Source organism: Cylindrospermum stagnale PCC 7417 (genome assembly GCF_000317535.1).
In the GTDB taxonomy this organism is placed as follows: domain Bacteria; phylum Cyanobacteriota; class Cyanobacteriia; order Cyanobacteriales; family Nostocaceae; genus Cylindrospermum; species Cylindrospermum stagnale.
Genome location: NC_019757.1, coordinates 2,573,629 through 2,588,017, shown reverse-complemented (window position 1 = coordinate 2,588,017; position 14,389 = coordinate 2,573,629). Strand labels below are relative to the sequence as shown.

Genomic DNA, 14,389 nt, shown 5'->3' with positions numbered 1-14,389 from the left:
ACTTGAGGTGAAATAAATATTGGCTAGAATAACTTAGAACTGGCAACTGAGGAAGAGGCATAATCTGTGCAGTCGCTAGGTTACAAAAGTGTAAAATAACACAATAAATTCAAAAACAAATTAGCTATGCAAGCAGAATATCGGCAACGTCGTGAGCAGTTAATGGCAAAAATTGGCAATGGAACAGCCATTTTTCGCAGTGCGCCAATGGCAGTGATGCACAACGATGTCGAGTATGTTTATCGCCAAGAGAGCGATTTTTTCTACCTGACTGGCTTTAACGAACCGCAGACAGTGGCAGTATTAGCCCCACATCACCCAGAACATCAGTTTGTGCTGTTTGTTCAACCGAAGGATAGAGAAAAGGAAGTATGGAGTGGTTATCGCTGTGGGGTAGATGCCGCGAAGGAAATTTATGGTGCTGATGAAGCTTACCCGATTGCTGAGTTGAGCGAAAAGTTGCCGCAGTATTTGGAAAAGTGCGATCGCATTTACTACCACTTAGGACGCGATCGGGCTTTCAATGACAACATTCTGGGACATTACCAAAGTTTACTGCGGACTTATCCCAAACGCGGCACTGGGCCAATTGCCATTGAAGATACTGGCCCCATCTTGCACAGCATGAGACTGTATAAAAGCCAAGCTGAGTTAGAGTTGCTGCGGCAAGCAGTGGCGATCGCTGTTGAGGCACATAATCACGCCCTGAAAATCGCTGCACCAGGGCGTTACGAGTACGAAATCCAAGCGGAAATAGAACACATCTTTCGGCTGCGGGGTGGCATGGGCCCAGCTTATCCTTCAATTGTAGCTGCTGGTGCCAATGCCTGCGTTTTGCACTACATCGAAAATAATTGCCAAATGCAGGATAAAGACTTGCTGCTGATTGATGCAGGTTGTGCCTACGGCTATTACAACTCCGATATTACCCGGACATTTCCCGTCAATGGTAAGTTTACCCCAGAGCAGAAGATTCTGTATGAAATTGTCTTAGAGGCGCAAGAAAAGGCGATCGCCCAAGTGCAACCAGGCAACCCCTTCACTGCACCCCATGATACAGCCGTGCGCGTCCTCACAGAAGGCTTAGTCGAAATTGGCATTCTCAAAGGAGAAATCGACAAATTAATTGAAGAAGAAAAATACAAGCCATTTTATATGCACCGCACCAGTCATTGGTTAGGTTTAGATGTTCATGATGTCGGTCTTTACCAACATGGTGAAGATAAACCGCAACTTTTGCAACCCGGCCAAGTGCTGACAATAGAACCAGGACTTTATATTGTTCCAGATACCAAACCCGCAGAAGACCAGCCAGAAATTGACCCTCGTTGGGTGGGCATTGGAATTCGCATTGAAGATGATGTGTTAGTTACACCTGATGGAAATGAAGTTTTAACAGCAGGAGTTCCCAAAGCGGTGAAGGATGTAGAAAAATAAAACGAATCCCCTGCCTAAAGTCCAGGGGATCTTGAATACACCGAAGTGAAAGTGCAATATCTCAACAGTATTCAATTGAGCAGATTTTTGCAAATTTTGGCAAAATTATTTAAAAATATTAACTAAAATGATCTTCCTATCTCCATAGTTACTGCTCCTATTGCTTTTAATCAAGATATAAAAAAGTTTAAATCACCCAAAACCCTTGGGATTGCCTGGTTACAGCAATGACATAGTGTGAATTAATCATGCTATTCTACTTAAAATTGTTGGTATTGGTGGGAGTTTAAGAACCGATTATTATACCCAGCTAGGTTTGCAAGTAGCAGCATAGCAACTAGCCATTTCAAAGTGGCTGAACGCAAATCTGGTTCAAAAATAAATAAAAGTGGATACCTTTAGAACTAAGAAACATGAATAAAGCATTCTTGAAAAACAGTCTAGGTTCAAAAGAGACAGCAGAAAAGTTAGCTCAAAAAGCTCAACAGGTTGTACCTGCTTATAAACGCTATCTAGAAACACATGATTTAAAACCTGGTGAACCTTTTGAAAATTTACCAACCTCAGATAAGAAATCCTATGCCCTAGTCTATCCCTATGAAGATATCCTGGTAAGGGAGCCGGAAGAAATTTTTGCTTTGTTTCGCTCTTCTGGCTCATCGGGTAACAGCTTTTATTGGCCACAACTAAAATCAACTTATCGCTCTGCACCTGTAGTAGGAAAAAAGTTTTTTGAGGACATATTTGCTATCGAGCAGAAAAAAACACTAGCTATTGTTGGATTTAATCTTGGAGGCTGGATTGGGGGAGAATCTGCTTCCTGGAACCTCAAAAATGTGGCGCTCAATGCTCCTTATCCCTTCTGGGTTCTCTGTCCTGGCAATGATATTGATGAAATTATCAAAATAATCTGCCAATTAGAGTCTTCTGTCGAGCAGATTATTCTCCTGATTGTCCCCTCCGCCATTGCTCACCTTCACTTGAGAGCCAGTCAGTTAAAACAGTCTCTTCCGGTGAAAAAACTTAGATATTTGGTGGGTGGTGAACCATTTCCAGAAACACTGCGTATTTTCTTCCAAAATCAGGCAGAGGTGGCAGACAATATCCCATTTATGCTTTCCATTTATGCCAGTGCTGATACTGGAAATCTTGGATTTGAATCACTTTATTCTGTCGCTGTGCGAAAACTGTTGTGCCAAAATGAGGCTCTCACTGGAGAATTAGGGATAGAATTCCCGATTCCCCAGTTCTTTCATTTCGCTGCACCAGACACTTTTTTGGAAATTGTCAACGGAAACCTATGCGTTACTCTTTGGCAAGGAATTCCTCTGGTGCGCTACATTCTTTATGACCGAGTGTCTCTATATAGTTGGCGAGAATTAAGACAAGCTATTCTCTCCTCTCCTCATCTCAATCCTCAAGATGAACCTTGGGTGAAACTTCTACAATCAGCTAGTGAGGGGCTTCCTGATCTAATAGCTATCACAGGTCGGGCTGATAGATGCCTGATCATTGGTGCAGCAAATTTGATGGAATATATGTTAGATGAAGCAGTTAAAAATGAAGATCTAAAGGATATTCTCACTGGATTATACCGCGCCACAATTGTTTACGAAGAAAATCAGCAGTATCTATCATTTAATTTAGAAACCATACAAGATATTGATCTTGATCTAGAAAAGATAGATTTGGTTTATTACTCTTTAGTGAAAACTTTGGGACGCTTAGAACCATATTTTTTTGAAGCTTATAAAAATCTTTATAGTATTTGGGATACCGACCGAAAAAAGCGAATTCTTCGGCTCAATTTTGTCTCCTGGCCTAGCCTATCTCAGACAACGAAAACCTCTATTAAGCAAAGAGGTATTGTTCAGTAATAGCAGCAATTTTAAATTGCTGACACTCTAATCGGCATTTCGCTTAGACTATTGGAATCCTGGCAAATAAAGGGTTTCGTCTACCATGAAGGTAAATGGCAATGGACAAGCCAAAATTCTCAACTCGGAAGAATTGAGATGACTTTTTTCTAAGGGATTCACAAAAGAGCGCGATGGCGCTTTGTTCGCCATCCCTCTTTTTACTGGTTGTCGGGTGTCGGAAGGCCTCGGACTCCAGCCGACTGATTACCTAACTAAATAAAGTGATCTTGGACAACTAATATTGCCCTGTTAAAAAAGGAAACTCAACTACAACCCTCCACAAATTCCACTTCTGGCAGTTTACCTGAGCGAAATGTGACTACACGCTTACCATCAGTCTCAAATACAACGCGATAGTTCTTGTCAGCGCTGTCTTTGGGAACAAAAGTTAGATAATGCCCACCTTGAACATATTTATGAAAGGAGACTTTTATTTGTCCTGGATAAAGAGACTTAATTCGCGCTTCGCTATCCCCAATTTTTGCGCCTTTTAAGGTAGTAATTTTTTTATTTCGCCACACATCAACCCTAGAAATGCGACCTTGTGTCACCATAAACCCAATATCTTTCGGTTCACCTTGAGGTTTAATGTAGTAGCAATTATTATTAAGTGGATCGCTAACTAACCGCGTACCAGCAGCTTTTGCCGCTTCAGGGACAGTCATCCTAACTCTAATAGGCCCAATCCCGTTAATAGCTAATTTTGACTGGTTTGTTAGTTTCACCTGTGCAAGAACTGCCCCGACTGTCAGATAAGTAAAGGTCAAAGTAACGCTAGAAAAAGCAAATAAGTTAGTTTTAGTTTTCATTTGTATCTGCAAGATTGTTAATCCATTTAGAGGTACTTATTACCTTGCTAATAAAGTTATCTTGGGCAACTAATATTGCCCGGTGCAGTTCTTCATCAGTAACAGCACCTGCATCGTTTTTAAAAGCAAGAGTTCCTGTAGCATCAGCAAGAAACTCTACAGAAAAACCTAAATGGGAGGCTTGCCTAGCTGTTGTATCACAACACATTTGAGTCATATATCCAGAGATGACTACAGTATCAATGCCCTTCTCTTTCAGCCAAGACTCTAATTCAGTTCCTGTAAAGCTTCCTGGCAAATTTTTCTCAATTAGGAGATCATATTGATGTTTAGCGATTTCAGGATGCAGTTCCCATTCCTGACTCCCCTGTTTAAAAATGGGAGAATCTGCTGCTAGCTGTGTATGTCTAACAACGATAACTGGAATGCCCCGTTCACCAGCAATATTCATCACTTGCAGAATTTTATCTAGTGTTCCTGATGGGTAGGTAACTGGTAGCTTACCGGTGAAATATTCATTCTGAACATCGATTACAAATTAGCCGGTAAGCGTAAATCTCAGTGGCTTCAGCCCTGAGATATAAGCGACTCGTGCGGTTTTAACCGCATTCAATCTTTCTGAAATGCCAAATTTTTATACCAACTATGGTAGTATAAGATTAGGAGGTATAACTAATGCTTGTTTTTGAGTTCAAAGCTTATGGGAAATCAGCGCAACTAGTCGCAATAGATGATGCAATTCGGACTGCTAAGTTCATTCGCAATAGCTGTATTCGGCTATGGATGGATGTTAAAGATACGGGTAAAAATGATTTGCAGAAATATTGTGCTGTACTTGCGTCTAACTTTCCTTTTGCAAACGAACTTAATTCAATGGCTAGACAAGCTTCTGCTGAACGAGCATGGTCTTCTATCTCTAGGTTTTATGACAACTGCAAGAAGGGTATTCCGGGTTTAAAGGGGTATCCTCAATTCCAAAAAGATTGTCGCTCGGTCGAGTACAAGACTTCAGGATGGAAGCTTGCAGATGACCGAAAGTCTATAACTTTTACTGACAAAAAAGGCATTGGACGACTTAAATTAAAAGGCACTCGTGATTTGCACTTTTACCAAATGAATCAAATTAAGCGGGTTCGGTTGGTTAAGCGTGCTGATGGGGTGTATGTCCAATTTTGTGTTGATGTTAATCGGTCTGAAAATATTAAACCAACTGGCAAGACTGTCGGGTTAGATGTTGGGCTAAAGGAATACTACACTGACTCTGACGGCTTGATGGTTGAGAACCCTAAGTTTTTGCGTAGTGGAGAAAAGGTTCTTAAGCGTTCACAACGTCGAGTTTCGAGAAGGGTAAAAGGTTCAAAAAATCGGGGTAAGGCACGGCTTTATTTAGGTAAACGCCACCTCAAAATAAGTAGGCAACGTAAAGATCATGCTGTGAAATTAGCACGGTGCGTAGTTCAGTCTAACGACTTGATAGCCTATGAAGATTTGAGGATGAAAAATCTGGTGAAAAATCACTGTTTAGCCAAGTCTATTAACGATGCATCTTGGTATCAGTTTCGTGTCTGGATTGAATATTTTGGACTCGTATTTAAACGTGTCACGGTTGCGGTTAATCCGCAATACACAACCCAAGAATGCTCTAGCTGTGGTGAAGTTGTTAAAAAAACTCTATCTACCAGAACACACTCTTGTAAGTGTGGTTGCGTGATGGATAGGGACGAAAACGCAGCTAGAAATATCCTTAGTCGGGGATTGGGTACGGTAGGGCATATCGGAACCTTTGCACTTGATGCAAGCAACGCTTTAGGAGATGAGTCCTCTACTCATGCTGGAGTAATCCTGCATGAGCAAGTCATGTCTTTGATTAAAGAATCTCAGTGTCTTTAGACCTGAGAGTGTCAATAATAAGGCTCGTTTCATATTGATTATTCTCCCCAATAAACGGTTGAGAGTGCAGTAGCTTGGCTGATACACTTAGAAATTAAAATACCATTGCTCAACCCGTCAACCTGCAAAATACAGAATGTAAGTTTTAGTATAAATCTTGCATAAAAAAGGGGGACGGTTTTTACCATCCCCAGTCAATTTTCACGATTAGTTAAAAGCTTACAGCGTTGGTACAAACTGGGTTTTTTCTGGTACTTCGGTGTACTCAGCCACAATTTGCCGGAATTCTGCGCCGTCAATGGTTTCTTTTTCGATCAGCAAATCTACTAAGCGATCGGTAACAGTGCGATTGTCACGGACAAGCTTTTTAGCTAAGTCATAGCATTCTTCGACGATCGCGCGGACTTGGCCATCGATGCGGGATGCGATCGCATCAGAATACTCAGATCGGGTTGTCCAGTCACGACCTAAGAACACTTCACCCTGTTGGCTTTCCAGTGACAAGGGACCTAAAGTGGACATTCCGAAGCGAGTCACCATCTGCCGTGCCATTCCCGACAACTGCTGCAAGTCGCCACCAGCACCCGTTGTCACTTCCGCAGCCCCAAAAATCACCTCTTCAGCGGCGCGACCACCTAAAGCACCAGTAATCCGGGCTTTTAACTGAGAACGGGAAATCAAACCCTGTTCTTCATTGGGGGTAAACCATGTCAAACCTTGAGCTTGTCCGCGAGGAATCAAAGTTACCTTTTGTACAGGGTCATGGTCTTTGATCAAAGTACCCACCAAGGCGTGTCCAACTTCGTGGTAAGCAATCAAGCGCTTGCTCTTGCTATCTACCAAGGGAGTACCTTCCATCCCTGCGACTACCCGATCCACAGCGTCATCAATTTCGCCGAGGGTGATAGCTTCTTTGCGTCTTCTGGCTGTGAGAATAGCTGCTTCGTTGAGCAAGTTAGCTAAATCAGCGCCAGTGAATCCGGGGGTACGCCGGGCGATCGCTTCTAAGGAAACGCTGGGGTCTAATTTCTTATTCCGAGCATGAACGCCTAAGATTTCCAAGCGTCCCTTAATATCTGGTGCATCGACAGTTACCTGGCGGTCAAAGCGTCCGGGACGCAACAATGCTGAGTCTAGTACGTCAGGACGGTTGGTAGCAGCAATAATAATAATCCCTGTGTTGCCTTCAAAACCGTCCATTTCAGTCAGCAGTTGGTTGAGAGTTTGCTCTCTCTCATCATTACCGCCACCAATACCAGCACCCCGTTGCCGTCCTACGGCGTCAATTTCATCAATAAAGATGATACAGGGGGCGTTGTCTTTAGCTTTCTTGAATAAGTCGCGGACACGGGAAGCACCCACACCGACGAACATTTCCACAAATTCTGAACCAGAAATGCTGAAGAAAGGTACACCAGCTTCGCCGGCGATCGCTTTTGCGAGTAAAGTTTTACCTGTTCCGGGAGGCCCAACTAACAGCACTCCTTTGGGAATACGTGCGCCAACGGCGGTAAATCTTTCTGGCTGTTTGAGGAAGGTGACAACTTCTTGAAGTTCTTCTTTTGCTTCTTCAATCCCTGCTACGTCGTCAAATTTGACTCCGGTTTTGGCTTCCATTTGAAAACGAGCTTTGGATTTGCCAAAATTCATCGCTTGACCAGGGCCACCGGGGAGGTTGTTAGAACGGCGGAACAAAAAGAACAGCCCAGTAATCAACAAAACTGGAAACACCAGATTGCCCAACAATCCCCAGATTGCACCATCATTCCGCATCGGATGGGCATCAAAACTCACTCTCTTTTCTTTGAGTTTATTGATTAATTCAGGGGCGTTAGCAGGCAGATCCACCCGCCAGCGTTGGATGCGATTCTCAATATCTTGATCCACAGCTTCGACAATTGCTGTCCTACCGCCGTCGTAGAGATCAACATTGGAAACGCGATCAGCGTCCAAGTATTCCAGAAAGCGACCATAGGTCATGCGGGTATTGGCTGCATTCTTAGTCGCGTCCGCAGGCGCACCTGCAAATGCCCCTTGCCAGAAGAAAAAGCCAATTACCAAAGCCAGCGTAGACCAGAGTGCTACGACTCTCCAGGAGAATTTCATCTTTTATTTGCCTCTAAGTGCCTGTAAAATTCATCAGCCTTAGTAACCGAATAAGGAAGGATGAAGAGTGAAGTATAAAGTTTTCCATTTTAGCCCAACGGCTAAAATGCCCGGTTCGTGAGACCTGTTTTTATCTTTCATACTTAATCTTTCATCTTTCAGTCACTGTGCTGTGTAACGGATGTTTATAAATCCATTTTCTTTAATCTGATATTTGCTCATGCATCACCAAACAGCCAAAAAGGCCTTACGGTAGATTCATCAAGCCTATCAATAATCTTAACTAAATTTAACTTAATTCTCATACAATATTTCATTACAAAAAAAATCGGGCGGTTGTTGAGAGCAGAGCAAGCAGGAGAAATTAGGGGAGAAATACCTTCCTCTTCTCCCCCACTGAGGACTCAGCACTCAGCAAGCCCTTGACCTACTTCGCTTCTGTAATTTCTAGAGTGTAAGGGAAATACTTGCCCTCGTCGTAGGAACCAACCCAAATTTGGTAAGTTCCCTTGAGCCATTCACCAACAATGCCAGGATTTTTGCCATTAAAATCGTCATTACACCAAGTACCGCCAGGCCCCTTGATGATGATAGTGGTGTCCTTAGGGCTTTGTATTTGCAACTTCAGATAGTCAAATTTACTTGTTAGTTCTAGGGTATGGTCTGGTGCTTGATCAACAAATCCAGTACAAGGTCCAGTGGGTGTTTCTGCCCTCCCAGCTACCTGTTTTCCAGGAACAGAGCCGCCACTCATCCCGCGAACTGTCAGGGGGTCTGGGGAGAATTTCTGGTTGATGGTGAGATCTCCAAATATCGGCGGTGGCGCTTCTTGAGCATCAGCAGCAGCATTAATTACCGATGTGATGAAGAGCGTAACTATCATGAACGATAATCTTATCCCTCTATTGAGCGCTGTTTTCGGCATTGTAATTACATTCATTTCTAAGTGTTCTTGAAGACATGAATTTTACACGCCAGGTTCCCAAAATGAGAGGAATTGACTACTTATTTTCGATTTAATATTTGGGATGATGATCTTTGGCTCTACTTGATGAATAGGGGAACACAAATGTGTACCCCTAAAATCTCAAATATTTCCTCGCACCCGCTACTGTGCCTTAATTGGCTGCGGCGATCGCTTGACTCAAGCGCGGTTTATCTAAACCAATCTGATTTAATAATAGCCAGGATTGGATCAGGTCGGGGCCGTGAACATCTCCAGTTAAAGCGGCTCGGAGCGATCGCATTACCAAGCCTTTCTTCACATTTTGCTCTTTCACCACCTGCTTAATCATGTTTTGGGCGGTGTCTGCTGACAATTGGGTTTGAGCTTCCAAGGCTGTGAGAATTCCCTGAAGCACCGCAGCCGAACCAGCTTGTTGAAGTTGTGTACTTCCTTCCTCGCTAAATTCCACGACATCGCTAAAAAACAGTTTGCTCATCGCGACAGCATCCACCAACCGAGTCAGACTAGCGCTCAGTAATGTAACTAGCTCCTCTAACCAAGGGCGCTCTCTGCCGCCAGCAAAATTATACCCGGCTCCTTCCCAGTAAGGTATGAGCAAATCTGTGAGTTTATCTACTGGCATACTGTGGAGATACTGGCTATTCAACCAATCTAGTTTGTCCCAGTCAAACTTAGCCCCCGCTTTATTAACACGCTCAAAGCTAAATTCCTTAGCTGCTGTATCTAAGGTGAATATTTCCTGAGTTGAGTCTGGGGGAGACCAACCCAGCAATGTCATGTAATTCACCAAGCCTTCGGCGGTGAAACCCATTTGCTGAAAGTCAGAAATGGAAGTGACGCCATCCCGTTTAGAAAGCTTGCGCCCTTCCATGTTCAAAATCAGCGGTGTGTGGGCAAATTCTGGGATTTTTGCACCCAACGCTTCATAGAGCAAAATTTGCTTGCCGGTGTTGGCTATATGGTCTTCTCCGCGAATCACATGACTGATTTGCATATCAATGTCATCTACTACAACGACAAAGTTGTACAGTGGTTGCCCAATGCCATCTTCAGAGGCGCGAGCAATGACCATATCACCACCGAGATCGCTACCTTTCCAAGACATTTTGCCCCGTACTAGGTCATTCCAGACAATTTCCCGCTCATCTTCAATTTTGAAACGAATCACAGAAGAGCGACCTTCAGCTTCAAAAGCTGCCTGTTGTTCTGGGGTGAGATTGCGGTGACGGTTGTCATAGCGAGGAGCATCGCCCCTCGCTTTTTGAGCTTCTCGCATCGCCTCTAGTTCTTCAGAGGTGGTGTAGCAGCGGTAGGCTAACTTCTGTTCTAGTAGTTTTTGTACTGCTTCTTTGTAGAGATGCAGGCGTTGGGATTGGTAAAATGGACCTTCATCCCAGTTCAAACCCAGCCAGCGCAGTCCCTCCAGGATATTATCTGTATATTCGGGACGCGATCGCTCTAGATCTGTGTCTTCAATCCGCAAAATGAACGTCCCGCCGTGATGGCGGGCAAACAACCAGTTAAACACAGCCGTTCTAGCTGTACCAATATGTAAATTCCCAGTTGGACTCGGAGCAATACGGACTCTAACAGTCACAGTTTATTCTCTCTTTCACAAAATATTTACGTTAAGAATCCTGAGCATAAAATCATAACACTCAGGACTCATGGTTTTTAACGGGACTGACGGGGCTCGAACCCGCAACTTCCGCCGTGACAGGGCGGTGCTCTAACCAATTGAACTACAGTCCCTCGATTTGCAGCTTTTCCAATTATCTCTGTTTTTTTTCTACTTGTCAAGTAGTTTAGAGCCTAATGTTTGAAAATTTTGCCAAGCTCTTTTGCTGCTTACGCCATACTATAGCATCATGAACTGCTTTGACTTCAGCAGAACAATAACCTCTGTCGTGCTCACACCTCCAGATGTGTTTGGTAAGTTGGCTAGATGAAGCGTCAAAAGCAATGACTCTCGCTTACCTCCCCTGCTTGTAGAAAACCTCTTAACATTACGCGAAATAGTTAAATTGGTTTCGTCGCTATAACTTGAGCCTGAGATTCTAAATTTTGTAATATCTGGGATTGCATCTGTTTATACTGTAGCTTTAACAAATTTTTGCTCAATTGGGGTACAGAAGAGGGTGGTAGCTTCTGACTCTGTTTTAGCCAAGTTTTCAACATTTGCCGCTGTGTGGCAGCAATGCGACTACTGAGAACATTAACGCAGGAGTGGGGTGCTTCCATAGTAAAGAAAATCAAAGGGTGGTGTTCATTTTCCGCCAATGACCACACTAGTCTCTGATTCTGGGAATTTTGCAAATCTAGGTAGCATGGCAACCACTTAGGGCCTAGTTCCCGATTGTAGAGTACTGTTACCCATAGCAACATTGGATGAGGGGATGTGACAAAAATAAACCCGTTATGACGGATTGAAAGGGCCCGGTTCTTGATTTCTTGCTGAGGCAACATCAACCATAGTGCAGCTACAGATCCAGGATTGGTGTCTAAAAATTGGGGAAACACAATCTCCTGAATGGGTTTATCTTGGGGCCATGCAAGTTGCCGACAAATTTCGGCGATTTTCGTTGGTAATCCAGAACCTAATGAACTGCTAGGGGTAGATTTGGCTGCTGAACTTGTGGGCAAAGTCAAACCGATTGACTTCTCCACACTTTCCAAAATTTGGAGAATTTTGGCGATGTTTTGGGGACGGTTGCAGGCTTGTTTAGCAAGACAGTCCATGATTAAATCATTGATCTGTTGAGGTATTTTGAGTTGGGGACTCACATTAGCGATCGCTTGTGGTTGTTCAAAGTGATGTGCTTTATACCAGGCTCCAAAGTAGTCGGTTTCTGGTTTCCAGGGCTTTTCACCTGTGAGCATCTCAAACATCATCACACCCAAACTATAAATATCGGAGCGACTGTCTAATTCTCCCCCTTCGAGTTGTTCGGGAGAACAGTAGGGCAAAGTACCATTAAAACCCTTATTTGTGCTAGCTACTGCTGAATAATTTAAAAATTTGGCAATTCCAAAGTCTAAAATTTTGACTAACTGCCCCAATATTGGATCTGGGATAACTAATATATTAGCTGGCTTAATATCTCTATGTACTAGCGGATAAATTTTGCCATCAATGTTAATCCCTTGATGAGCGCACTGCAAACCTAAACAAATCTGGCGAGAGAGTTTAATAAACATGGGTACAGACAGAGGAATTAAATCCTTTAAACTCTTGCCACATAAATATTCCATGACGTAAAATGGCTTACCATTTTCACTCAAGCCATAATCATAAGCCCGCACGATATGTAGACTTTTTTGACTCAAAGCGGCACTCATGTGAGCTTCACGAGCAAAGTTTTCTTGCAACTTGTAATCTGACATAGTTTGAGACAAAAACTTGATGGCGACTGGTGCTCCTCCTAATAAAACATCATTTGCTAAAAAAACTTCACCCATGCCACCCCTACCAATTATCTGCTTAAGTTGATAACGGTTGGCAAGCAATCCTGTATTGATTGGAGATGAAAATGAGCTTGTATTCACTTCGATATCCTCTATTAATTAGGCAATTTAAAACTAAAGTTTTTACCTACAAATTTGTCTCCGCTATCCATCGATTTCCGGATTTTATCAAAATTAAAATAAATTATCAAATAATTTAGCTATCCAAGCTTTTAAACCTAATGTTTCATTTTTTTGAGGCGTTGCCAATTTTAGATTCACTTCTAACTTCAGTTTTTCATATTCTGTTTTCAGAATAGTTTTGGCTTGGTTGGGCGAAATTAATTCATTTGATTTTTGACTCATATCTAAACAATCAGCGAGTTGTTGGCGCTGGCTAGCCGTGAGAGTAAAAGTCATAACATGGTTGCAGTTAGTCGGTTCTTCTATAGCGAAAAATAGCAGATGATAATAGCCTATTTCTGATAAAATATGCATTAATTTCTGCCCTCTACTATCTTTGAGATCTAAGAAATAAGATAGCCATCTGGTCAGAGAAAAGTTGTCATCATATAGCACTGTTACCCACAAGACCATAGGATATAAATTCATTTTAGTAATAAATTCAGTGCTATGTGTTTTGTCTAAAAATTTAGTAATTTCTTCTCTGGGTAACATTGCCCAAAAAGTTGGTACTGTACCTTGTGGAGTATGCAATAAATGGGGAAAACCAATCGTGGCAACTGGTTTATTTTTAGGCCAAGTCTTCTGCAAACACTCTTTTTCTGAAAATGTTGTTACAGGTACTAATTGCACTGGAGATGGAGGCAGATATTGCTCGATGTTACTAATGGAAGGTTCATCCTCAAGCTGCTCCTTAACATGAACTAAAACTTCTAATATTTGACCCATATTTTGGGGGCGATCGCTTGTATCCTTAGCCAAACAATTCATCACCAATTTTTGTAAGTCCTGCGGAATTCGAGCTTGCGGATTCACTTCTGCAAATGTAGGTGGAGCTTGAAAACGATGTGCCTGATACCAACTACCAAAGGAGTTACTTTTGAGTTGAAATGGATGTTTTCCTGTCAACATCTCAAACATCAGTACTCCCAAACTGTAAATATCAGAGCGTACATCCAATAGTTTTCGTCCTTCCATGTGTTCTGGTGAAGAGTAAGGTAAACTGCCGATAAAAGAATCAGTCAGTGTCATCCCACTGCGCTCTGTTAAAAACTTGGCAATGCCAAAATCAAGAATCTTCACTAGCTCAGATTTTTTGGCATTATCATTGATAAATATATTCTCTGGTTTAATATCCCTATGAACAACAGGATAAATTTCTCCTTTGAGGCTGATACCTTGGTGAGCGCATTGCAAACCTAAACATATTTGCTGACAAATATCTAAAAAATTTGATATTGTTAAAGGCTGAATATTGAGAATTTGTTTTAGGTTTTTTCCTTCGAGATATTCCATGACATAGAAGGGGACTTTTTCTTCAGTAACTCCGTAACTCAATACGCGGACAATATTTTTACTTTTTCGACCCAATTGAGCGCCAATAAAAATTTCTCTGCCAAAGCGTTGTGACATATGCTGATTTATTAGATTTAGCAAGAGAATTTTAACGGCGACTCGCAAGCCACCTTTAGCTGCATCTTCTGCTAGGTAAACCCTACCCATCCCCCCTTTGCCAATTAAATCTCTGATTAAATAGCGATTGTTTAAAAATTTTCCAATGTAAATGTCTAACTCAGCTTTTTGCCTGTCCATATCCTGAACTTTAGTTGGTGGCATGAAATTACTATATTACA

At 42.4% G+C, this 14,389-nt stretch carries 11 protein-coding genes and 1 tRNA gene; 3 read left to right on the top strand and 9 right to left on the bottom strand.

The genetic code is table 11. From position 1 onward, the window contains the following. Positions 1 to 126 precede the first annotated feature (126 nt). A complete protein-coding gene (locus tag CYLST_RS10450) occupies positions 127 to 1,437 on the top strand; it encodes an aminopeptidase P N-terminal domain-containing protein (RefSeq protein WP_015207690.1) in 1,311 nt (436 codons plus the stop codon). Positions 1,438 to 1,850: 413 nt separating this feature from the next. After that, positions 1,851 to 3,314, top strand: coding sequence for a phenylacetate--CoA ligase family protein (locus CYLST_RS10445; RefSeq protein ID WP_015207689.1), 1,464 nt, complete (start codon positions 1,851 to 1,853; stop codon positions 3,312 to 3,314). A gap of 48 nt (positions 3,315 to 3,362) precedes the next feature. On the opposite strand, the gene CYLST_RS34370 is transcribed toward CYLST_RS10445, so the two are convergent. From CYLST_RS34370 to CYLST_RS10435, 3 genes are all read right to left on the bottom strand, one after another. Continuing rightward, positions 3,363 to 3,506 carry a hypothetical protein gene (locus CYLST_RS34370; RefSeq protein WP_157162559.1) on the bottom strand — a complete coding sequence of 48 codons (144 nt, stop codon included), beginning with the start codon at positions 3,504 to 3,506 and terminating at the stop codon, positions 3,363 to 3,365. A 113-nt stretch (positions 3,507 to 3,619) separates the two neighbouring features. Further along, positions 3,620 to 4,165, bottom strand: coding sequence for a hypothetical protein (locus CYLST_RS10440; protein WP_015207688.1), 546 nt, complete (start codon positions 4,163 to 4,165; stop codon positions 3,620 to 3,622). After that, entirely contained in the window at positions 4,155 to 4,697 is a 543-nt protein-coding gene (locus CYLST_RS10435) for a cysteine hydrolase family protein (protein ID WP_015207687.1), read from the bottom strand. Before CYLST_RS10435 ends, CYLST_RS10440 begins: the two co-directional genes overlap by 11 nt. 143 nt (positions 4,698 to 4,840) lie before the next feature. On the opposite strand from CYLST_RS10435, the gene CYLST_RS10430 reads away from it, so the two are divergent. Next, positions 4,841 to 6,055, top strand: coding sequence for an RNA-guided endonuclease InsQ/TnpB family protein (locus CYLST_RS10430; RefSeq protein ID WP_015207686.1), 1,215 nt, complete (start codon positions 4,841 to 4,843; stop codon positions 6,053 to 6,055). Between the two features lie 219 nt (positions 6,056 to 6,274). On the opposite strand, the gene ftsH2 is transcribed toward CYLST_RS10430, so the two are convergent. From ftsH2 to CYLST_RS10400, 6 genes are all read right to left on the bottom strand, one after another. Next, positions 6,275 to 8,161, bottom strand: coding sequence for an ATP-dependent zinc metalloprotease FtsH2 (ftsH2, locus tag CYLST_RS10425; RefSeq protein WP_015207685.1), 1,887 nt, complete (start codon positions 8,159 to 8,161; stop codon positions 6,275 to 6,277). A gap of 427 nt (positions 8,162 to 8,588) precedes the next feature. After that, the gene (locus tag CYLST_RS10420) at positions 8,589 to 9,086 is read right to left on the bottom strand and encodes a hypothetical protein (RefSeq protein WP_015207684.1); all 498 of its coding nucleotides are present in this window, start codon (positions 9,084 to 9,086) and stop codon (positions 8,589 to 8,591) included. A 193-nt stretch (positions 9,087 to 9,279) separates the two neighbouring features. Next, positions 9,280 to 10,725, bottom strand: coding sequence for a glutamate--tRNA ligase (gltX, locus tag CYLST_RS10415; RefSeq protein ID WP_015207683.1), 1,446 nt, complete (start codon positions 10,723 to 10,725; stop codon positions 9,280 to 9,282). Between the two features lie 81 nt (positions 10,726 to 10,806). After that, positions 10,807 to 10,880 (bottom strand) — tRNA-Asp (locus CYLST_RS10410). Positions 10,881 to 11,147: 267 nt separating this feature from the next. Beyond that, a complete protein-coding gene (locus CYLST_RS10405) occupies positions 11,148 to 12,674 on the bottom strand; it encodes a serine/threonine protein kinase (protein ID WP_015207682.1) in 1,527 nt (508 codons plus the stop codon). 93 nt (positions 12,675 to 12,767) lie between these two features. Then, the gene (locus tag CYLST_RS10400) at positions 12,768 to 14,372 is read right to left on the bottom strand and encodes a serine/threonine protein kinase (RefSeq protein ID WP_015207681.1); all 1,605 of its coding nucleotides are present in this window, start codon (positions 14,370 to 14,372) and stop codon (positions 12,768 to 12,770) included. Between the last annotated feature and the right edge of the window lie 17 nt (positions 14,373 to 14,389).